The sequence below is a fragment of the Streptomyces sp. NPDC047042 genome, assembly GCF_040644035.1.
Lineage (GTDB): Bacteria > Actinomycetota > Actinomycetes > Streptomycetales > Streptomycetaceae > Streptomyces.
The window spans coordinates 171,162-191,821 of record NZ_JBEYVP010000021.1; the positions used below are offsets into that span (position 1 = coordinate 171,162).

Consider the following 20,660-nt stretch of genomic DNA (forward strand, 5'->3'; position numbering starts at 1 on the left):
CGCTCCGCGTCAGACCTTCGAACCGGCCTTCCAGTCCGCCCAGCTCATGTTCCAGCCGTTGAGCCCGTTGGCCGGGTCGACGGTCCTGTCACCGGTGTTCCGGACGTCGACGACGTCACCGATGATCGAGTTGTTGAAGAACCAGGCACCCTCGGAGTTCGGGTCGTTGGCGCCCTTGGTGTCGTTCAGACCGACACAGCCGTGGCTGGTGTTGACGTTGCCGAAGACGGAGTCGGCACCCCAGTAGTTGCCGTGCACGAACGTGCCGGAGGTGGTCAGGCGCATGGCGTGCGGGACGTCGGGGATGTCGTACTCGCCCTTGCCGTCGTCGTCCGTGAAGCCGACCGTGGCGCCGTTCATCCGGGTCTCCTTGAACTTCTCGGAGATCACCATCCGGCCCTGGTAGGTCTTGTTCTCGGGCGAACCGGCCGAGATCGGGATGGTCTTGATGACCTTGCCGTCCTGCGTGACCTTCATCGTCTTCGTCTTGGCGTCGACGATGGAGACCTGGTTGCGGCCGATCTTGAAGGTGACCGTCTTCTGCTGCACGCCGAAGACACCGCTCGCGCCCTCCACGCCGTCGAGCGCCAGCTTCAGCGTGACGGTGGAGTTCTCCTGCCAGTAGTCGTCGGGCCGGCAGTCCATGCGGGTGTCGTTGAACCAGTGGCAGACGATCTCCTGGCCACCGGTCGAGGTGACCGTGATGGCCTTCTGCACGGCCGCCTTCTCGGTGATCGCCTTGTCGAAGTTGATCGACACGGGCATGCCCACCCCGACGGTCGAGCCGTCCTCGGGGGTGAAGTAGCCGACGAAGCTGTTCGCGGCGGAGACCGTGGTGAACGAGGCGTTCTCGTGGGCGGCGCGGCCCTTGGCGTCCGTCGCCTCCGCCGTCACCTTGTAGGTGGTGGCGCGCTCCAGCTGGGCGCTCGGCTTCCAGCTGGTCTTGTCCGCGGATATCTCACCGGCGACAGCGGTACCGTCCGCCGTCGTCATCTGTACGGACGTGAGAGTGCCCTTGGTCACCGCCACCTGGGCGGCGTTGTTGATGGAGGCGTTGTTCGAACCGTCCCCGGGCGTGATCTTGATCTTGGCCTCGGACGCCGCCTGGGCCGCCGCCTCGTCGGCCTTGGCCTGCGAGGTGTCGCTGCCGCCGTCGCTCTTGGAGGCGCCTTCGCTGTCGCCCCCGCTGCACGCAGAGAGCACCAGCACGCCACCGAGCAGGGCGGACGCGGCCATCAGACCCTTGCGCCGCCTACTGTCCGTCATCACACGCTTCTCCATCGTTGCCGAAATCGTTGCCGTCCCCGAACCGCCGGGTCCCGCGCGAGTCCCCCGTGAGGAACCTACGAAGACCCCATAACAAGCTTCAACGCTACGACCGGTTCGTCCCGTTCCACATTCGTCTGATGTGTGGGGCACACCACGTCGCCTGGGTCACAGGAGGCTGTCCGCCCTCCCGAGCTTCACCGGGTCGCGTGGTGCCCATGCCGGTCACTGCTTCTCCTGAGACGACGAAACCCCGGTCGGCGGTTGCCGTCCGGGGCCAGAATTTCTCCCCGGCCGTCTCAGCCGTCGAGCCGTCCCCCGATCACCTCGTCGCCTTCCACATCATCCTCGTCCAGATCCCAATCCGGCGAATCCGGGTCGTAGTCGATCTCCTCGCTGCTCCACGAGGCCTGTGCCAGTTCGGTCCCCGGCACCTCTCCGATCAGATCGAAGGGGTCCACGAGGTACGCGAGGGCCTCCGCGGTGTCCTCCGTCACAGCGTCCTCGGCGTGCACCCGCTCCTCGGCCGGCATCTCGCTGTCACCGGCGATCCGCTGCAGCGCGGCCTTCGTCAGGGCGTCCACGTCGTCGACCTCGACGACCAGTTCCACCCGAAGTCGTACAAAACGTGATGTCTCTGATGTGCTCATGGTCGGAGAGCGTACGGCTCATGGCTCCCGCAACTTTCCCACGACCCGCGCCTTTCATTAGCATCGGGGCCACGGCCAATTCGCCAGCGCCACAAGGGGATCGATATTCCGTGTCAGCCGCACGTCGATCGTTGTTGACCGCCACCGCCGCGGGCACCCTGCTGGGTGCCCTGTGGTTCGTCCCGTCCGCCAACGCGACGGCAGAGAAGTCGGTGGAGCGGCAGCACAGAGCGGACACCTCGATGTCCACGATGTCGGAGTACACGCGCCAGATTTCCGTGACGAACACGCACACAAGCCCCAGCGGGAGCGTGCGGACGAGTACGAGTACGGACACGAGCGGGAGCGGCACGACCACCGCCACGTCCGCGTACACGACGACCTCGGACACGGCCGCCGACGACGGCACCCGCCTCGCGGACACCGGCAGTTTCGACACCACTCCGTATGTCGCGGGCGGCACGTTCTGCCTCGCTCTGGGCGCCGGTTTCGTGGTGTATTCGCTGCGTCGGGAGCGTTTGGGCTTCTGACGGGACGCCGGAGGCCAAGCTTTTTGGAAAAACTTGACCTCCTGGCAGCCTCAGCGCAAGGGCCCGGTCACCGGCTCGACCGCCGAGAGCACCCGCCCGCTCCGCACGAACGCGTCCGCCGCGGCGAGGTCGGGCGCCAGGAACCGGTCCGGCCCGGGTCCCTCGACCCCTGCGGCCCGTACGGCGTCGATGACGGCCTGTGACGCGGGCGCGGGCGTCAGCCCCTCCCGCAGTTCGATGGCGCGCGTGGCCGCGTACAGCTCGACGGCGATGATCCGGGCGAGGTTGTCGACGGCCGTACGGAGCTTGCGCGCCGCCGACCAGCCCATCGAGACGTGGTCCTCCTGCATGGCGGAGGAGGGGATCGAGTCGGCCGAGGCGGGTACGGCGAGCCGCTTCAACTCGCTGACCAGGGCCGCCTGCGTGTACTGGGCGATCATCAGCCCGCTGTCCACCCCGGCGTCGTCCGCGAGGAACGGCGGCAGCCCGTGCGAGCGGTTCTTGTCGAGGAGCCGGTCCGTGCGCCGCTCGGCGATCGACCCCAGGTCGGCGACGGCGATGGCGAGGAAGTCGAGGACGTACGCCACGGGAGCCCCGTGGAAGTTGCCGTTGGACTCGACGCGCCCGTCCGGGAGGACGACCGGGTTGTCCACGGCGGAGGCCAGCTCCCGCTCGGCGACGAGCCGCGCGTGCGCCATGGTGTCCCGCCCGGCACCGGCGACCTGCGGGGCGCAGCGCACGGAGTAGGCGTCCTGGACGCGCGGTGCGCCGTCCTGGTGGTGCCCGGTCAGCTCCGAACCCTCCAGCACGGCGAGCATGTTGGCCGCGCTGGCGCCCTGCCCCGGATGCGGCCGGATGGCGTGCAGTTCGGGCGCGAGGACCTTGTCGGTGCCGAGGAGCGCCTCCAGGGAGAGGGCGGCGGTGACGTCGGCGGACTTGTAGAGGGTGTCGAGGTCGGCGAGGGCCATGATCAGCATGCCGAGCATGCCGTCGGTGCCGTTGAGAAGGGCGAGGCCCTCCTTCTCGCGCAGTTCGACGGGCGCGATGCCGTGCTCGGCGAGAAGCTCCGCGGCCGGCCGTACGACACCGTCGACCCCCTCGGCGTCGCCCTCGCCCATGAGCGTGAGGGCGCAGTGGGAGAGGGGCGCGAGGTCGCCGGAGCAGCCGAGGGAGCCGTACTCGTGCACGACGGGGGTGATCCCGGCGTTGAGCAGGTCGGCCATGGTCTGCGCGACTTCGGGCCGCACCCCCGTGTGTCCCGAGCAGACGGTCTTGAGCCGCAGGAACATCAGCGCCCGTACGACCTCCCGCTCGACCCGCGGACCCATGCCGGCGGCGTGCGAGCGGACGATGTTGCGCTGGAGCTGGGCGCGCAGCTCGGGGCTGATGTGCCGGGTCGCCAGGGCGCCGAACCCGGTGCTGACGCCGTAGACGGGCGTGGGCTCGGCGGCCAGCGCGTCGATGATCCCGCGTGCCTTCGCGAGGGCGGCGACGGCCTCGCCGGACAGCTCGATCCGGGCCCCGCCGCGTGCCACGGCGAGCACGTCGGCCGCCGTCGTCCCGGACGTCCCCACCACCACAGTGTGCATATCCATATTCAGGAGCGTACGCAGTGAATTCGAAGATGTCACTACCGGGTGCCTGGTACACCCCTTACACCTTCACCTCACGGCCGACGCCCGCGGAAGCGCCGTCGCTCGACGACCCCGCCTTCCCCGGCGGGCCCGGAGTCGGCGAGCCGGACCACCGGATCGTCGGGGCCCTCGCGTCCCGCGACCACGGGCCGGTCCGCGTGCACCGCCTTCGCCCGGTACTGCGCGGCGTCGGCGAGCCGGAACAGCCGGCGGGCCGTCCGGACCGGCCCGATCGGGTCGGCCGTCGAGGCGATCCCGCAGGCGACCCCCTCGCCCAGCTCCAACTCGGCGGCGCGGCGGCACAGTTCGGTCGCCGCCAGCACCACGTCGTCGACCGGCGCGCCGACCACAAGGAGGCAGAACTCGTCACCCCCGAGGCGGGCCGCGAGCGCCCCGGGCAGCATGGCCCCGCACAGCGACAGCACCGACCCGAACCGTTCGAGGAGCCGGTCCCCGACCGCGTGCCCGAGGGTGTCGTTGACCCGCTTGAGCCCGTTCAGATCGCAGACGACCAGACAGACCACGGCGCCGTCCCGCCGGTGCCGTTCGATCGCCTCGTCGAGGTGGGCGTCCACGGCGCGACGGTTGGCGAGGCCGGTGAGCGCGTCGGTGAAGGCGAGCCGCCGGGCCTCCTCCAGCCGCTCGGTCTGGGCGATCCCGGCGGCGACGACGGCGGCCAGGACGGTGGCGAAGTCGGCGTCGGCCCGGCCGAAGACGGGGGCACCGGCGGGCCTGGCGACATACAGCTCGCCCCAGGCCCTGCCGTGCAGCACGACGGGGGCGACGACACAGCAGCCGCGCCCACGGCGGCGCAGGGCGGCGACACGCTGGTGGCAGTACCCGGCGCGCCCCGCCGACGGCCCGCGCGCGGGCCCCTCGGCGGTCTCGACCCAGGCGTTGGGCTCACCGCCGCCGACCCATCGCTCGTGCAGGAACTCGGTGATCTCCGGGAACTGGTGCACGGGATAGGCCTCCCCTTCCGGGAACTCCTCCTCGTCGGCACCCCGCTCCCCCACATTGACCAGAACCCTGAGCCGCCCCAGCTCCCGCTCCCAGACCGACAGCGCGGCGAAGTTGCCGGACAGCGCGTGGCAGGCCCCGAGAGCGGCGGCACGCCAGGACTCGCGGGGGCTGTGCGCGGCGGCCATGCCCTGCGCGAGCGTCACGACGGCGCGGAGCCGGCTTTCCTCACCCATTGATCCAGATTAGGAAGGTTTGGGAGGATTTGAGACATCGAGGGCTCGAAAGGGGCCGGACGCGATCAGCGCAGCCCCCTACTCCCCCGGCCAGGCCGGCGCCCGCTTCTCCGCGAAGGCCGCCACCCCCTCCGCGCGGTCGCCCGAGAAGGCGACGGTTCGCCATGCGGCGTCCTCCACCTCGAGGCCCGCCCGCAGGTCGAGCCCGAAGCCCGTGCGCAACGCCCGCTTGGCCGCCCGTAGCCCCACCGGGGAGTTCGCCGCGATCCGGGACGCCAGCGCCAGCGCCTCCTCCCGGGCGCGCCCCTCCTCCACCAGCACATCCACGAGCCCCAGGTCCCGTGCCTCAGCACCCTCCACCCGCCGTGCCGTGAAGATCAGCTCGGCGGCCCGGGCCGCGCCCACCCGCCTGGGCAGCAACTGCGTACCGCCGCCGCCCGGAATCACCCCCACGGAGACCTCCGGCAACCCCACGACCGCCGTGGGGTCCGCCACGATCAGATCGCAGGACAGCGCCAGCTCGAACCCGCCCCCCAGCGCGAACCCGTGCACCGCGGCGATCGTCGGCATCGGCAGCTCCAGCACACCCGTGTACGCACCCCGCGCCACCGGCCGCTGCCGGACCAGTTCGGCGTCGGACATCGAGTTCCGCTCCTTGAGGTCGGCCCCGACACAGAACGCCCGCTCATGAGTGGAGGTCAGCACCACCGCGCGTACGTCACGGTCGGCGGCCAGCACCGCACACGCACCGCCGATGGACCGGGCCATGGCGGAGGAGACCGCGTTCATGGCCTTCGGCCGATCGAGGACGAGCTCGGCGACATGATCGTGCCGCCGGACCACGACGAACTCCCCGAACCGCTCCTCGGCCCGTTCCTCGCCCATGACACCCTCCTGGTTAACGCAGGTTAACTACGACCGCCCGATCATCGCAGCACGCCCGCACGCAGGGGAAGGACAGGAAGAACAGACGGAGAGGGACCCCTCTCCTCATTCGGGTGACAACGCCCCGATCCCTCGAAATTCCTGCCCAAGAGCGCATAACGTGCGCTCCGCCACGGCGCACCCGGGGCGTGACGCAACGGGGAGGGATCGCGATGACGGACACAGCGACAAGACCGGTCGACACAGGCACACCGAGGCACGCCCCGTTCCCGCCGCAGGTCCAGCCGAGGGTCCCGCCGCAGGTCACCCCCCACTCACCACCGCCCATCCGGGCCTGGGCGCCACCCCCCGCACCCGAGACCCCGCCCATCACCCCCCTCGTCAACCGCCCCCGGGGCCGACACCGCAAGCCCCGCCCCCGCAAGGTGCTGCTCGCGGCGGGCGGCTTCGCGCTGGCCGCCGGGGTCCTGAGCCTCGTACGGCTGACGCCGGACGGCGGAGTGGACGGTGTCGGCAGGGCGCAGGCCCAGTCGGACCTGGACGTGGACACGAGCACGGGCCAAAGCGAGGGCACGTACGACGACACCTCGACCGACCGCACCGACAACACGGCGGCCACGGTGGGCGACGTCCCCAGGGCGACCCCGTCGGCGAGCGCCCCCATGGGCGGCGGCGCGACCCCCGCCCCGACCACGCCCCCGACCGCACTCCCGACGGACCTCCCGAGCGCCACCGGCTCCCTACGACGCCTGCCGCTCGACGCGCTCCCGACGCCCCTCGCACCCGCCGCCGACGCCACCACGATCCCCCAGCAGCCCAGCACCCCGGAGCCCGTCCCCACCCCCGCCCGACCAGGCCCGGCAGCCCCGCCCCCGGCCCCGGTGGCACAGCAGCCCCAGCCCCCGCAGCAGGCGGAACCGGCGCCCGCACCGACCCCGGCACCCTCATCACCGGCCCCGAAGGCCACACCGCCCGCCGGAGTATGCGTACCGCTGATCGGCCTGTGCGTGGACCCCCTGAGCCACCACCATTGACCCGGGGAATCAGTTACTGGCCCTGCCCAACAGGGCCGACTCGCCCGGCGCAGCGACCACGCACCACTCCCTCCGGAGCAACGACTCGGCAGCTGCGCCTCGCCCACCCACCCGCTTCGTCCGGAACGAAAACGGTGCGATGCGGTGCGGATGGGTGCGTCAAAGCGGGTCCCAGCCGTCGGCCCCAGCCCGCGGAGCGACGACCGGCGGCTCCACCTCGCCCACCCGCCCGCCTCCCCGCAGTAACCACCGGGCCTCAGCCCGGACTGCGGCGGAACCACCGGCCTACGCGCCGAACCCCGTCCGCCGCGTCAGCAGCCAAGGTTCCACCACGCCCAGCCCGCGCACCGGGCGCTGCCACATCGGCTGCAGCGCGAACCGGTACACCGGGGCCTCCTCGCCCTCCTTCTCGGCGGCGGCCGCGGCCTCCGCCGCCTCCGCCTCGGAGGCGGGGGCGTCCCCCGTGCGGATCAGCTCCTGCGCGAACGCCCCGTCGACGAGCACGGCATCCCGTGGCGCTATCGACGTCAACCGCGAGGCCAGATTCACCGTCGACCCGAACACATCACCCATACGGGTGGTCACCGTGCCGAAGGCCATCCCGACCCGCAGCTCCGGCATCGTCTCGTCGTGCGCCATCGTCTCGATCAGCCGCAGCGCGATCTCCGCGGCCACACCCGCGTCGTCCGCCGCGTACAGCACCTCGTCGCCGAGCGTCTTCACGAGCCGCCCGCCGTTCGCCGCCACCAGGTCGGCGGCCGTGGTCTCGAAGGCCTCGACGAGTTCGCCGAGTTCCTCCTCCTCCATGCGACGCGTCAGCCGGGTGAACCCGACGAGGTCGGCGAAGCAGACGGCGAGCCGCCGGTCGACCATCTCCTCGTCGTCGGCGGCCTGTACGACCCGCCCGGTCGCGGCGGCGAGCTGGCGCCGCCAGACGTACACGATGAACTCCTCCAGCTCGGGCAGGAGCAGTTCGATCAGCGGGTACGTCACCTCGGTGCGCGTCATTCCGGGCTCGGGCGGCTCGGTCAGCCCCTCCAGGAAGGAATCGATCTGCCACTCGGCCAGACGGGCGGTGGTCTGCCCCGTGGAGCGCGCCACCTGCACCGCCATCGCCTCGCTCAGCAGCCCCGCCTCGACAAGACCGGCGAGCCTGCGCAGCGCGAGGACGTCCGCCTCCGTCAGCGCCTTGGCCTGCCCGATGTCGGCGAAGCCCATCGCCCGCCAGAAACGGGACGCCAGTTCCATGGAGACCCCGGCACTGCGGGCCGCCTGAAAGGGGGTGTAGCGGCGCTCGGCACCGAGGATGAGCGATTCGAGACGCAGGGCGAGCGGGTTGTCAGCGGGGTCGACGTCCTGCGAGTCCACCCGGCTGCCCGCCGCGTCGGAGTCCATGTCGTCGACGGTCACGCCTGCTGCCCTTCCGATCTGTCACGGTCAGATATCGACCGCCCTCAACGATACGGCCTCACTCCGTCAGGTCCAGCAGGGACGACGCACCCGCTGGGTGTCTCAGCCCCTCCGGCGATTGAGGAGCGGGGGTTCGGGGGCAGCGCCCCCGAGGACGGATGGGACGGGTAGGGGCGGCGGGGGCGAGGAAAAGGCCCTCACGCCGGCCGCAAATGCACCACGTCCCCGGCGCCCACCGGCTCCTGCACGCCCTCCCCCGTGGCCAGCACCAACCTTCCGTCCCCGTCGACGGCCACCGCCTCCCCCACCACACTCCGGTCCCCCGGCAACTCCGCCCGCACCATCCGCCCCAACGTCGCGCACCCCGCCGCATACGTCTCCTGCAGCCCCGACGACACCGGATCCCCCTCCACCGCCTGCCACCGCAGGTACCACCGCTCGAGCGACCGCAGCACCGCCCGCAGCAGCGAATCCCGGTCCGTCCGCGTGGCCCCCGCCAGTGCCAGCGATCCGGCGGTCGGCACCGGCAGCTCGTCCTCGCGCAGGGTGACGTTGATGCCGATGCCGATCACCACGCCGTCCTCCCCGGCCCGCTCGGCGAGGATGCCGCCCGCCTTCCGCTCCTCGTCGCCCACGGTCACCAGCACGTCGTTGGGCCATTTGAGGGACGTGTCGATGCCCGCCGCGCGCGCCAGGCCCGTCGCCACGCCGACCCCGGCGAGCAACGGCAGCCATCCCCAGCGGGTCACCGGTACGCCGGCCGGCTTCAGGAGCACGGAGAAGAACAGCCCGGAACGCACCGGCGCCGTCCACTGCCGGTCCAGCCGGCCCCGCCCGGCGGTCTGCTCCTCGGCGAGCAGGATCAGGCCCTCCTCCGCCTTGCCCTCGCCCGCGAGGGCGACGAGGTCGGCGTTCGTGGACCCCGTACTGCGCACGACCTCCACCCCCGACCAGAGCCCGCTGTCCCGGACGAGCGCCCGGCGCAGCGCACCGGCGTTGAGGGGCGGCCGGTCGAGGTCGGACCAGCGCCCGTCCCCTCCCGTGGCGGGTTCCGGCTCGGTGTTGTCTGCGTCATCTCTCGGCGTCATGCAAGCCACACTAGATGTGGTAAACGCCGCACTGCCGATGGGTAGGCACCCCACTACGCTACGGATGAGTAGCCAGTCCCCCTTCTGAGCACGTCACACTTTGCAGGGAGCCGCATCCCGATGGCCGAGCCGGTACAGCCGCAGCAGATCGACATCCACACGACCGCTGGCAAGCTCGCGGACCTGCAGCGCCGCGTCGACGCGGCGACACACGCCGGATCGCAGCGGGCTGTCGAGAAGCAGCACGCCAAGGGCAAGTTGACGGCCCGTGAGCGCGTCGAACTACTCCTGGACGAGGACTCGTTCGTGGAGCTGGACGAGTTCGCCACGCACCGCTCGACCAACTTCGGCCTGGAGAAGAACCGCCCGTACGGGGACGGCGTGGTGACCGGTTACGGCACCGTCGACGGCCGCCCGGTCGCCGTGTTCTCCCAGGACTTCACCGTGTTCGGCGGTGCGCTGGGCGAGGTCTACGGCCAGAAGATCGTCAAGGTCATGGACTTCGCGCTGAAGACCGGCTGCCCGGTCATCGGCATCAACGACTCGGGCGGCGCCCGTATCCAGGAGGGCGTGGCGTCCCTGGGCGCGTACGGCGAGATCTTCCGCCGCAACACCCACGCGTCCGGGGTCATCCCCCAGATCAGCCTGGTCGTCGGCCCGTGCGCCGGCGGAGCCGTCTACTCCCCCGCCATCACCGACTTCACAGTCATGGTCGACCAGACCTCGCACATGTTCATCACCGGCCCGGACGTCATCAAGACGGTCACCGGCGAGGACGTCGGCTTCGAGGAGCTGGGCGGGGCCAGGACCCACAACTCCGCGTCGGGCGTGGCCCATCACATGGCCGGCGACGAGAAGGACGCCATCGAGTACGTCAAGCAGCTGCTGTCGTACCTGCCGTCCAACAACCTCAGCGAGCCCCCGGTGTTCCCGGAGGAGGCGGACCTCGCCGTCACGGACGAGGACCGCGAGCTCGACGTGCTGATCCCGGACAGCGCGAACCAGCCGTACGACATGCACACGGTGATCGAACACGTCCTGGACGACGCCGAGTTCTTCGAGACGCAGGCCCTCTTCGCGCCCAACATCCTCACCGGGTTCGGCCGGGTGGAGGGGCGTCCGGTCGGGATCGTCGCCAACCAGCCGATGCAGTTCGCGGGCTGCCTCGACATCGCCGCGTCGGAGAAGGCGGCGCGTTTCGTCCGTACGTGCGACGCCTTCAACGTGCCCGTCCTCACCTTCGTGGACGTCCCCGGCTTCCTCCCCGGCGTCGACCAGGAACACGACGGCATCATCCGCCGGGGCGCCAAGCTGATCTACGCCTACGCGGAGGCGACCGTCCCGCTCATCACGGTCATCACCCGCAAGGCCTTCGGCGGCGCCTACGACGTCATGGGCTCCAAGCACCTGGGCGCCGACCTCAACCTGGCCTGGCCGACCGCCCAGATCGCCGTGATGGGCGCCCAGGGCGCGGTCAACATCCTGCACCGCCGCACGATCGCCGAGGCGGAGGCCAACGGGGAGGACCTGGAGGTGGTCCGCGCCCGGCTGATCCGGGAGTACGAGGACACCCTCCTCAACCCCTACATCGCGGCCGAGCGCGGGTACGTCGACGCGGTGATCCTGCCGTCCGACACCCGCCGCCACGTCGTACGGGGGCTGCGTCAGCTCCGTAGCAAGCGCGAGTCCCTGCCCCCGAAGAAGCACGGCAACATCCCGCTGTAAGGAGCCGTCGTCATGACGATAAAGGTCGTACGGGGCAACCCGACCCCCGAGGAGCTCGCCGCCGCCCTGGCGGTGGTCCGAGCCCGCGCCGCGGCGACGCCCACGACGCAGAGCGGCGCGGCTGCCCCGACAGACGCGTGGGCGGACCCGGCAAGGATCGCGGCCCACCGGCTGGCCCAACCGGGCCCGACGGCATGGACCCGCACGTACTGGCCCGGCTAAACCCCTAAGGGGCGCGAGGAACCGCGCACAGAAGGAAAACTAAGGGCGCCGATTTGAGTACCCCTACTCAGGCGCCGACCGACCGCCAAGCCCCACGCTAGTGGCATGCTGTGGTCCGACCCCGAGAACGAGCCGCCGAAGGAACTGCGCGACGCGCAGCGAATGCTTCGGCGGCTCGGCTTTCTCATGGCGCTGGCCATGGTGTTCGCGATGATCGTCCTCGGCGTGCGCTAGCACCTGTCCTGGCCCGGCGGGCCGCCGATACCCTGATCCGCATGACCGATCAGCCGCGCCGCCGTCTCGTTCTCGCCTCCCAGTCCCCCGCCCGGCTCAATCTGCTGCGGCAGGCCGGGCTCGACCCCGAGGTGATCGTCAGCGGGTTCGACGAGGACGCCGTGACCGCGCCGACCCCCTCCGAACTGGCCCTCGCCCTCGCCGAGGCCAAGGCCGCCGTGGTGGCCGCGCAGCCGGGTGTGCGGGGCGCGCTGGTGATCGGCTGCGACTCCGTCCTCGAGCTGGACGGCGAGGCGTACGGCAAGCCCGCCGACGCCGAGGAGGCCACCGCCCGCTGGAAGGCGATGCGCGGCCGCGAGGGCATCCTTCAGACCGGGCACTGCGTCCACGACACGGCGACGGGACGCCAGGCCTCGGCCACCGCGTCCACCGTGGTCCGCTTCGGCGAGCCGACGGACGAGGAGATCGCCGCGTACGTCGCCTCCGGCGAGCCCCTCCACGTCGCCGGGGCGTTCACCCTCGACGGCCGCTCGGCGCCCTTCATCGACGGCATCGACGGCGGCCACGGCAACGTCATCGGCATCAGCCTGCCGCTCGTACGCGCACTGCTCGCCGAACTGGGCGTCGGCATCACGGAGTTGTGGACGCCCCGGTAAGACCGGGAGAACCGAACCGGGGGAAGCAGAGGCCGTCAGGGGGTGCGTCAGGGGGTGCTGGGGGCCGGCGGGGGCGTGAGGGGCGAGCCCTCGGTGTCGGTGGCCGGGGAGCCGCCATCCGGGTCGCTCGTGCCGTCCTCGGGGGTCTTGGCCGCCGCCGTGCCGTTGTGCCTGTCGTACGTCATCAGCAGGAGCACCACCAGCGCCAGCACCACGACCATCGTCAGGAACGCGGGCACGCCCACCAGACCCCACGCGAACGCGCCCAGCAGCGCGTGCACCACGGCGACGCTGATCAGCAGGATGCGGCCGAGGCCGGCCGGGGAGCGGTCGCGCAGGGCGACGAGCAGGGCCACCACGCCGCACAGCGCGAAGTAGGCGCCGAAGACCACGCCGCCGATCTTCGAGGACAGGGACATCACGTCGGGGTCGAGACCGGCGAGGGACATCTTCTGGTTGTCGACGACGATCCCGAGGAACCAGTTCAGCGCGGCGATGCCGAACGCCTCCACGAAGAGGACGACCGCGACGATCCAAGCAACCGGTCTGCGGACCACCGGCCCCCACCCACTTTCGACTGCCGCACGAGCAAGTCTGCTGTTGGCACTAGTACGTTCGATACATCCTGAACGCTACTCACGGGTATACGCGCGGACAAGGGTTCGGCGAAGGTTCATCGAGAGGCAAAGAATCACTGGGCCGTTCGTAGGGTCCCCACAAAGAAACCGAGTGGGCCGCAGCACGCTCTCACAGAGACCTTGACCACATCAGGGGACTAGGGTTTCCCGATAGAGTCCTGCGTACATAGGTGCGACAAGGGATTTCGTGGGTCGAGCAAGCCTCGCATCACGCTCCGTGTGGGCAAGCTCACCAGTGAGGACGAGTCGATGCGCCGTGTCGGCTGTCCCTAAACTCGGCTTGTTTCAAGGAGGGAGCCTCAATCGTGCGCAAGGTGCTCATCGCCAACCGTGGCGAAATCGCTGTCCGCGTTGCCCGGGCCTGCCGGGACGCCGGGATCGCGAGCGTGGCCGTCTACGCCGACCCGGATCGGGACGCTCTGCATGTCCGCGCCGCGGATGAGGCGTTCGCCCTGGGCGGTGACACCCCGGCGACGAGTTATCTCGACATCGCCAAGGTGCTGCAAGCCGCCAAGGACTCCGGAGCGGACGCGATCCACCCGGGATACGGCTTTCTCTCCGAGAACGCCGACTTCGCCCAGGCCGTCATCGACGCCGACCTGACCTGGATCGGCCCGCCCCCGCAGGCCATCCGCGACCTCGGCGACAAGGTCGCCGCCCGGCACATCGCCCAGCGCGCCGGCGCCCCGCTGGTGGCCGGCACGCCCGACCCGGTGTCGGGCGCGGACGAGGTCGTCGCGTTCGCCCGGGAGCACGGCCTGCCCATCGCGATCAAGGCCGCCTTCGGCGGTGGCGGACGCGGTCTCAAGGTCGCCCGCACCCTCGAAGAGGTGCCGGAGCTGTACGACTCCGCCGTGCGCGAGGCCGTGGCCGCCTTCGGGCGCGGCGAGTGCTTCGTCGAGCGCTACCTCGACAAGCCCCGGCACGTCGAGACGCAGTGCCTGGCCGACTCCCACGGCAACGTGGTCGTCGTGTCGACGCGTGACTGCTCGCTGCAGCGCCGCCACCAGAAGCTGGTGGAGGAGGCTCCCGCGCCGTTCCTGTCCGAGGCCCAGATGGCGGAGCTGTACTCCTCCTCCAAGGCGATCCTCAAGGAGGCCGGCTACGTCGGCGCCGGGACCGTCGAGTTCCTCGTCGGCATGGACGGCACGATCTCCTTCCTGGAGGTCAACACCCGTCTCCAGGTGGAGCACCCGGTCACCGAGGAGGTCGCGGGCCTCGACCTCGTCCGCGAGATGTTCCGTATCGCCGACGGCGAGGAACTCGGCTACGGCGACCCCGAACTGCGCGGCCATTCCTTCGAGTTCCGCATCAACGGCGAGGACCCGGGCCGGGGCTTCCTGCCCGCCCCCGGCACCGTCACCACCTTCGCCCCGCCCTCGGGCCCGGGTGTCCGGCTGGACGCGGGCGTCGAGTCCGGCTCGGTCATCGGCCCGGCGTGGGACTCCCTGCTCGCCAAGCTGATCGTCACCGGCGCCACCCGCGAGCAGGCCCTCCAGCGGGCCGCCCGCGCCCTGGCCGAGTTCCAGGTCGAGGGCATGGCCACCGCGATCCCCTTCCACCGCAAGGTGGTCGCCGACCCGGCGTTCGCCCCCGAACTCACCGGCAGCCAGGACCCGTTCACGGTCCACACCCGCTGGATCGAGACCGAGTTCGTCAACGACATCCCGGCCTTCGCCGCGCCCGCCGACATCGAGGTGGACGAGGAGGCCGGCCGCGAGACCGTGGTCGTCGAGGTCGGCGGCAAGCGCCTCGAGGTCTCCCTGCCCGTCTCGCTGGGCATGTCACTGGCCCGCACCGGCCTCGCCGCCGGGGCCAAGCCCAAGCGCCGCGCGGCCAAGAAGTCGGGCCCGGCGGCCTCCGGCGACACCCTCGCCTCCCCGATGCAGGGCACCATCGTCAAGGTGGCCGTGGAGGAGGGCCAGGAGGTCAAGGAGGGCGACCTGATCGTCGTACTCGAAGCGATGAAGATGGAACAGCCCCTCAACGCCCACAAGGCGGGCACCATCAAGGGCCTGTCAGCCGAGGTAGGCGCCTCCCTCACCTCAGGCGCCCCCATCTGCGAAATCAAGGACTGACCCCCACAACAAACAAAACCGCCCGGCGCCCTGAGCAATCAGGCCGCCGGGCGCCCCCATTCCTGACGAACAGGGCGCGCAGCGCAGTCCCTCAGGAACGCGGGGTCCACGCCTCTGACAGGACAGGGCGCGGAGCGCCCGCCCGTCAGGGGCGCAGGGAACTCCACGCCTCTGACAGGACAGGGCGCGCAGCGCCCGCCCGTCAGGGGCGCGGGGAACTGCGCGACAAGCCCCCACCGGCCGTCAGGGGCGCGGGGAACTGCGCGACAAGCCCCCACCGGCCGTCAGGAGCGGGGGAACTGCGCAACCACCCCCCACCCGCCCGTCAGGGGCGCGGGGAACTGCGCGACAAGCCCCCACCGGCCGTCAGGGGCGCGGGGAACTGCGCGACAAGCCCCCACCGGCCGTCAGGGGCGCGGGGAACTGCGCAACCAGCCCCCACCGGACCCGCACCCCGGCAAACCACCCCCCGCCCCCACGGCGCCACCCCGATGGCATGCTGAACCCCCGGAACAAGTACACGAAGGGCAGGTGAACCCATGGCCCAGCCGCCGGCAGGCCTCCGCGCGGACGCCCGCCGCAACTACGAACGCCTCCTCACCGAAGCCCGCTCCGCCTTCGCCGAACACGGCACAAACGCCTCCCTCGAGGACGTGGCCCGACGCGCCGGCGTCGGCATCGGCACCCTCTACCGCCACTTCCCCAGCCGCCCCGCCCTGCTGAGCGCGGTCTTCGAGGACGCGGTCAGCGACCTCCTGACCCGCTCCCGCGAACTGCTGACCGCCCCGGAGCCCTGCACCGCACTGGTCACCTGGCTCCGCGAGATCATCACGCACGCCGGTGAGTACCGAGGCCTCGCACGGTCCCTGATGGCGGTGTCGCACGACGCCGACTCGGCCCTGGCCAGGTGCAGCAACCCGATGCGGGAGGCGGGCGCGGCCCTGCTCGCCCGCGCCCAGCAGGCCGGCACCCTGCGCACCGACGTCTCCATCGGCGACCTGCTCCAGCTCACCAACGCCATCGCGCTGGCGGCCGAGGAGACCCCGGACGACCCGGACCTGGCCGACCGCCTCCTGACCCTGACCCTGCGGGGCCTGAAGGCCGTACCCCAGTAACCGTTACTCGGTCGTACGGCAGGGTCAGCGACGGCGGAGATCCGCCACCCGCGCCCGCTCCCGCTCGCGTTCACCCGGTCCGCCGGGCTGCTCGCCCAGCATCGTGCCCCGCAGCGGATGGCCCGCCGCGCCGCCGGGCAGCTGCCCCCGGCGCGGGTTGGGAAGCGGCATTTCACGGCGCTGCCCGCGCGCCGGGACCTGGTCAGCGCCCTGCACACCGTTTCCCGGGGAGCCGTTGCCCGAGCCGGTCGATCCGGCCACGGCGATCTGCACTCCCTGGTCGGCCAGGGCCTGGAGCTCCGTACCGGCGCGGTCGTCGTGGACGGGCGGTTCGTCGGTGACGAGGCGGGTGATCACATCCGTGGGCACGGTCTGGAACATGGTGTCCGAACCGAGTTTGGTGTGGTCGGCGAGCACGACGACCTCGGCGGCGGCCTGCACCAGCGCGCGGTCGACGGACGCCGACAGCATGTTGGAGGTGGACAGCCCGCGTTCGGCGGTGAGCCCGCTTCCGGACAGGAAGGCCTTGGACACCCGCAGCCCGTGCAGGGACTGCTCGGCGCCACTGCCGACCAGGGCGTAGTTGGAACCGCGCAGAGTGCCGCCGGTCATCACGACCTCCACTCTGTTCGCGTGGGCCAGCGCCTGGGCCACCAACAGGGAGTTGGTGACGACGGTCAGCCCGGGAACCCGCGCGAGCCGGCGTGCCAGCTCCTGCGTGGTGGTCCCCGCCCCGACCACGATGGCCTCGCCCTCTTCGACGAAGCTCGCGGCGAGGTCGGCGATGGCCGTCTTCTCGGCGGTCGCGAGATGAGATTTCTGCGGAAAGCCGGACTCCCGCGTGAACCCGCCCGGCAATACCGCACCGCCATGCCGGCGGTCGAGGAGTCCTTCTGCCTCCAGAGCGCGCACGTCCCGCCGTACGGTCACTTCGGAGGTCTGGACGACGCGGGCGAGCTCACGGAGCGACACGGCTCCATTGGCACGCACCATTTCGAGGATCAATTGGCGACGTTCTGCAGCGAACACGAAACTGACAGTAACCCCAACGACCGTCCGCTTTCAGCAGTATCCGCCGAATAACAGAAGTTGTTCGCATGGAGGTACGGGAAGTGGTATACGCGCCTATCCCGACCGCTTACGCCATGCCAATGGACGGTAATTGGACCTCAATCCCCCATGACCAGCGGGAAGTTGTCCGCCCGCCGGTCAGCCCTCGCCCGACGCCTTGCGGGTGTGAAGCTGCCGGGCGACCTCCGCGATCGATCCCGAAAGGGAGGGGTAAACGGTGAACGCGTTCGCGATCTGCTCGACCGTCAGATTGTTGTCGACGGCGATCGAGATGGGATGGATGAGTTCGGAGGCGCGCGGCGACACGACGCAGCCGCCCACCACAATCCCGGTGCCGGGGCGGCAGAACAGCTTCACGAAGCCGTCCCGGATGCCCTGCATCTTCGCGCGCGGATTGCGCAGCAACGGCAGTTTGACGACCACGGCGTCGATCTTGCCGCCGTCGACGTCGGCCTGCGTATAGCCGACGGTGGCGATCTCGGGGTCGGTGAAGACGTTGGAGGAGACGGTCTTCAGGTTCAGCGGGGCCACCGCGTCGCCGAGGAAGTGGTACATGGCGATACGGCCCTGCATGGCGGCGACGGACGCGAGCGCGAAGACGCCGGTCACGTCACCGGCGGCGTACACGCCCGGGGCGGACGTCCGCGAGACCTTGTCGGTCCAGATGTGCCCGGAGTCGCGGAGCCTGACCCCGGCCTCCTCAAGGCCCATCCCGGCGCTGTTGGGAATCGCGCCGACGGCCATCAGACAGTGCGAGCCGGTGATGACACGCCCGTCGGAGAGGGTGACCTCGACGCGGTCGCCGACCCGCTTGGCGGACTCGGCGCGGGAGCGGGCCATGACGTTCATGCCACGGCGCCGGAAGACCTCCTCGAGGACGGCGGCGGCGTCCGGGTCCTCGCCCGGCAGCACGCGGTCGCGCGACGACACGAGGGTCACCTTGGAGCCGAGGGCCTGGTAGGCACCGGCGAACTCGGCGCCGGTGACACCGGACCCGACGACGATGAGCTCCTCGGGCAGCTCGGTGAGGTCGTAGACCTGGGTCCAGTTGAGGATGCGCTCGCCGTCGGGCTGCGCGTCCGGCAGCTCGCGCGGGTGTCCGCCGGTGGCGATCAGCACGGCGTCGGCGACGAGGGTCTCCTCGCTGCCGTCCACGGCCCGTACGACGACCTTGCGGGAGCCGTCGACGCCCTGCAGCCCGTCGAGCCGTCCGCGTCCGCGCAGGACGCGTGCGCCGGCCCGGGTGACGGAGGCGGTGATGTCGTGCGACTGGGCGAGGGCGAGCCGCTTCACCCGTCGGTTGACCTTGCCGAGGTCGACCCCGACGACGCGGGCGGCCTGCTTCTCCGGTGGGGTGTCGTCGGCGACGATGATCCCCAGTTCCTCGTACGACGAGTCGAAGGTGGTCATCACCTCGGCCGTGGCGATCAGGGTCTTCGACGGCACGCAGTCGGTGAGCACCGACGCCCCGCCCAGACCGTCGCAGTCGACGACGGTCACCTCCGCGCCGAGCTGCGCTGCCACCAGCGCCGCTTCGTAGCCGCCGGGTCCGCCACCGATGATCACGATCCGAGTCACATACCCCATTGTCCCGCACGCCCCGCGCTGCCGACGCCCCGGGGCCGCCGTACGGGCCCGGGGCGGCATCCAGGGGCCTTGAAGGGGGCTGTGTTCCGCACGCCTGTGCGGGTGCGGGAGAGGCGTGTGCTGTCGGAGTGACGGCCGTGCTCGCTGCCGTACTCTCGATCCATGTCGCTCTACGCCGCCTACGCCGGCAACCTCGACGCGCGGCTCATGACGCGTCGCGCACCTCACTCGCCGCTGCGCGCCACCGGGTGGCTGACCGGCTGGCGGCTGACCTTCGGCGGCGAGCACATGGGCTGGGAGGGCGCACTCCCGACGATCGTCGAGGCGCCGCGCTCCCAGGTCTTCGTCGCGCTGTACGACATCGCCCCGCTGGACGAGGACTCGCTGGACCGCTGGGAGGGCGTGGGCCTCGACATCTACCGCCGGATGCGGCTGCGCGTCCACACGCTCGAGGGCGAGGAACCGGCCTGGGTGTACGTCCTCAACGGGTACGAGGGCGGCCTTCCGTCGGCCCGGAACCTGGGCGAGATCGCCGACGCGGCGGAATCGGCCGGGGCTCCGCACGACTACGTGATGGAACTGAGAAAGCGCCCCTGCTGAGCGTCGGGCTGGGCGTCACGCCGAGCGTCCTTGGTTGGAAACGACAAGACAACGATCGTCATCCCGTCGCCTCTCTCATCTACGCGCGTAGGCTCCGAGCCGATACGCTCAGGCGCGTGAACGCATCTCTTCTTCCGGACGACATCCAGGGCGACCCCTACTCCGCCGCCGACACCGCCGCCGCGCGCCTGCGAGAGCTCACGGGCGCCGAGACCCACGACGTCGCGCTCGTGATGGGCTCCGGCTGGGCACCGGCCGTGGACGCCCTGGGCGCACCCGAGGCCGAGCTCCAGGTCACCGAGCTGCCGGGCTTCCCGCCGCCGGCGGTCGAGGGACACGGCGGCAAGATCCGCTCGTACCGGATCGGGGAAAAGCGCGCGCTGGTCTTCCTGGGCCGCACGCACTACTACGAGGGCCGGGGGGTCGCGTCCGTCGCGCACGGGGTCCGTACCGCCGTGGCCGCCGGCTGCAAGACCGTCGTGCTGACCAACGGCTGCGGCGGCCTGCGCGCCGACATGCGCCCCGGCCAGCCGGTCCTGATCAGCGACCACATCAACCTCACGGCGACGTCCCCGATCGTCGGCGCGAACTTCGTCGACCTGACGGACCTGTACTCCCCTCGGCTGCGCGCCCTGTGCAAGGAGATCGACCCCACCCTCGAGGAGGGCGTGTACGCCCAGTTCACGGGCCCCCACTACGAGACTCCGGCCGAGATCCGCATGGCCAGGACGATCGGCGCGGACCTGGTCGGGATGTCGACGGTCCTGGAGGCGATCGCGGCACGGGAGGCCGGCGCGGAGATCCTGGGCATCTCCCTGGTGACGAACCTGGCGGCGGGGATGACCGGGGAGCCCCTGAACCACGAGGAGGTCCTCCAGGCGGGCCGCGACAGCGCCACCCACATGGGCTCCCTCCTGGCCCAGGTCCTGGACCGCCTGTAGAACTTGCTCGCCCCCGCCGCCCCTACCCGTCCCATCCGTCTCGGGGGCGCTGCCCCCGAACCCCCGCTGCGTATTCAGCCCGTCCGGCGTTTGAGGACGA

The 20,660-nt window shown here is 71.0% G+C and carries 20 protein-coding genes; 10 read left to right on the top strand and 10 right to left on the bottom strand.

Features of this window, described 5'->3' with window-relative positions; all coding sequences use genetic code 11:
• Nucleotides 1-9: 9 nt before the first annotated feature.
• Together ABZ855_RS25295 and ABZ855_RS25300 are read right to left on the bottom strand one after the other, a co-directional pair.
• Nucleotides 10-1,281: an Ig-like domain-containing protein gene (locus ABZ855_RS25295; RefSeq protein ID WP_360810413.1), complete on the bottom strand. Its 1,272-nt coding sequence runs from the start codon at nucleotides 1,279-1,281 to the stop codon at nucleotides 10-12.
• A gap of 284 nt (nucleotides 1,282-1,565) precedes the next feature.
• Nucleotides 1,566-1,916 carry a hypothetical protein gene (locus ABZ855_RS25300; protein WP_319211178.1) on the bottom strand — a complete coding sequence of 117 codons (351 nt, stop codon included), beginning with the start codon at nucleotides 1,914-1,916 and terminating at the stop codon, nucleotides 1,566-1,568.
• Between the two features lie 110 nt (nucleotides 1,917-2,026).
• Between ABZ855_RS25300 and ABZ855_RS25305 the strand changes: the two genes are divergently transcribed.
• Nucleotides 2,027-2,446, top strand: a complete 420-nt coding sequence (locus ABZ855_RS25305) for a cell wall protein (RefSeq protein ID WP_360810415.1) — start codon at nucleotides 2,027-2,029, stop codon at nucleotides 2,444-2,446.
• Nucleotides 2,447-2,496: 50 nt separating this feature from the next.
• Here ABZ855_RS25305 and hutH read toward each other — a convergent pair whose 3' ends face one another.
• The 3 genes from hutH to ABZ855_RS25320 form a co-directional block, all read right to left on the bottom strand.
• Nucleotides 2,497-4,035: a histidine ammonia-lyase gene (gene hutH, locus ABZ855_RS25310; RefSeq protein WP_360810464.1), complete on the bottom strand. Its 1,539-nt coding sequence runs from the start codon at nucleotides 4,033-4,035 to the stop codon at nucleotides 2,497-2,499.
• Nucleotides 4,036-4,112: 77 nt separating this feature from the next.
• Nucleotides 4,113-5,276: a GGDEF domain-containing protein gene (locus ABZ855_RS25315; RefSeq protein WP_360810417.1), complete on the bottom strand. Its 1,164-nt coding sequence runs from the start codon at nucleotides 5,274-5,276 to the stop codon at nucleotides 4,113-4,115.
• A gap of 78 nt (nucleotides 5,277-5,354) precedes the next feature.
• On the bottom strand, nucleotides 5,355-6,161 hold the full coding sequence (locus ABZ855_RS25320) for an enoyl-CoA hydratase-related protein (protein WP_360810419.1): 807 nt from the start codon (nucleotides 6,159-6,161) through the stop codon (nucleotides 5,355-5,357).
• A 212-nt stretch (nucleotides 6,162-6,373) separates the two neighbouring features.
• Here ABZ855_RS25320 and ABZ855_RS25325 point away from each other — a divergent pair, with 212 nt between their 5' ends.
• The gene (locus ABZ855_RS25325) at nucleotides 6,374-7,195 is read left to right on the top strand and encodes a hypothetical protein (RefSeq protein ID WP_360810421.1); all 822 of its coding nucleotides are present in this window, start codon (nucleotides 6,374-6,376) and stop codon (nucleotides 7,193-7,195) included.
• 285 nt (nucleotides 7,196-7,480) lie between these two features.
• Here the strand turns inward: ABZ855_RS25325 and ABZ855_RS25330 are convergent, their stop codons facing one another.
• Nucleotides 7,481-8,590, bottom strand: a complete 1,110-nt coding sequence (locus tag ABZ855_RS25330; protein WP_319211386.1) for an adenylate/guanylate cyclase domain-containing protein — start codon at nucleotides 8,588-8,590, stop codon at nucleotides 7,481-7,483.
• A gap of 212 nt (nucleotides 8,591-8,802) precedes the next feature.
• Nucleotides 8,803-9,693, bottom strand: coding sequence for a biotin--[acetyl-CoA-carboxylase] ligase (locus ABZ855_RS25335; RefSeq protein WP_360810423.1), 891 nt, complete (start codon nucleotides 9,691-9,693; stop codon nucleotides 8,803-8,805).
• Nucleotides 9,694-9,813: 120 nt separating this feature from the next.
• Between ABZ855_RS25335 and ABZ855_RS25340 the strand changes: the two genes are divergently transcribed.
• The 4 genes from ABZ855_RS25340 to ABZ855_RS25355 all read left to right on the top strand — a co-directional run bounded on the left by ABZ855_RS25340 (nucleotide 9,814) and on the right by ABZ855_RS25355 (nucleotide 12,530).
• A complete protein-coding gene (locus ABZ855_RS25340; RefSeq protein ID WP_360810425.1) occupies nucleotides 9,814-11,418 on the top strand; it encodes an acyl-CoA carboxylase subunit beta in 1,605 nt (534 codons plus the stop codon).
• 12 nt (nucleotides 11,419-11,430) lie between these two features.
• Nucleotides 11,431-11,640 carry an acyl-CoA carboxylase epsilon subunit gene (locus ABZ855_RS25345; protein WP_360810427.1) on the top strand — a complete coding sequence of 70 codons (210 nt, stop codon included), beginning with the start codon at nucleotides 11,431-11,433 and terminating at the stop codon, nucleotides 11,638-11,640.
• A 105-nt stretch (nucleotides 11,641-11,745) separates the two neighbouring features.
• Nucleotides 11,746-11,874, top strand: a complete 129-nt coding sequence (locus tag ABZ855_RS25350; protein WP_319211166.1) for a hypothetical protein — start codon at nucleotides 11,746-11,748, stop codon at nucleotides 11,872-11,874.
• 41 nt (nucleotides 11,875-11,915) lie between these two features.
• The gene (locus ABZ855_RS25355; protein WP_360810429.1) at nucleotides 11,916-12,530 is read left to right on the top strand and encodes a nucleoside triphosphate pyrophosphatase; all 615 of its coding nucleotides are present in this window, start codon (nucleotides 11,916-11,918) and stop codon (nucleotides 12,528-12,530) included.
• Nucleotides 12,531-12,577: 47 nt separating this feature from the next.
• Here ABZ855_RS25355 and ABZ855_RS25360 read toward each other — a convergent pair whose 3' ends face one another.
• Nucleotides 12,578-13,087: a hypothetical protein gene (locus tag ABZ855_RS25360; protein WP_360810431.1), complete on the bottom strand. Its 510-nt coding sequence runs from the start codon at nucleotides 13,085-13,087 to the stop codon at nucleotides 12,578-12,580.
• Between the two features lie 386 nt (nucleotides 13,088-13,473).
• Here ABZ855_RS25360 and ABZ855_RS25365 point away from each other — a divergent pair, with 386 nt between their 5' ends.
• Both ABZ855_RS25365 and ABZ855_RS25370 read left to right on the top strand, forming a co-directional pair.
• Nucleotides 13,474-15,246: a biotin carboxylase N-terminal domain-containing protein gene (locus ABZ855_RS25365; protein WP_360810433.1), complete on the top strand. Its 1,773-nt coding sequence runs from the start codon at nucleotides 13,474-13,476 to the stop codon at nucleotides 15,244-15,246.
• A gap of 539 nt (nucleotides 15,247-15,785) precedes the next feature.
• Nucleotides 15,786-16,361 (top strand): helix-turn-helix domain-containing protein, encoded by a 576-nt coding sequence (locus ABZ855_RS25370; protein WP_360810435.1) that lies wholly within the window; start codon nucleotides 15,786-15,788, stop codon nucleotides 16,359-16,361.
• A 24-nt stretch (nucleotides 16,362-16,385) separates the two neighbouring features.
• Here the strand turns inward: ABZ855_RS25370 and ABZ855_RS25375 are convergent, their stop codons facing one another.
• Entirely contained in the window at nucleotides 16,386-17,390 is a 1,005-nt protein-coding gene (locus ABZ855_RS25375) for a DeoR/GlpR family DNA-binding transcription regulator (RefSeq protein WP_360810437.1), read from the bottom strand.
• A 180-nt stretch (nucleotides 17,391-17,570) separates the two neighbouring features.
• On the bottom strand, nucleotides 17,571-19,019 hold the full coding sequence (locus ABZ855_RS25380; RefSeq protein ID WP_360810439.1) for an NAD(P)H-quinone dehydrogenase: 1,449 nt from the start codon (nucleotides 19,017-19,019) through the stop codon (nucleotides 17,571-17,573).
• A gap of 162 nt (nucleotides 19,020-19,181) precedes the next feature.
• On the opposite strand from ABZ855_RS25380, the gene ABZ855_RS25385 reads away from it, so the two are divergent.
• On the top strand, nucleotides 19,182-19,619 hold the full coding sequence (locus ABZ855_RS25385; RefSeq protein ID WP_360810441.1) for a gamma-glutamylcyclotransferase: 438 nt from the start codon (nucleotides 19,182-19,184) through the stop codon (nucleotides 19,617-19,619).
• 116 nt (nucleotides 19,620-19,735) lie between these two features.
• Nucleotides 19,736-20,560, top strand: coding sequence for a purine-nucleoside phosphorylase (locus ABZ855_RS25390; protein ID WP_360810443.1), 825 nt, complete (start codon nucleotides 19,736-19,738; stop codon nucleotides 20,558-20,560).
• Nucleotides 20,561-20,660: the final 100 nt, after the last annotated feature.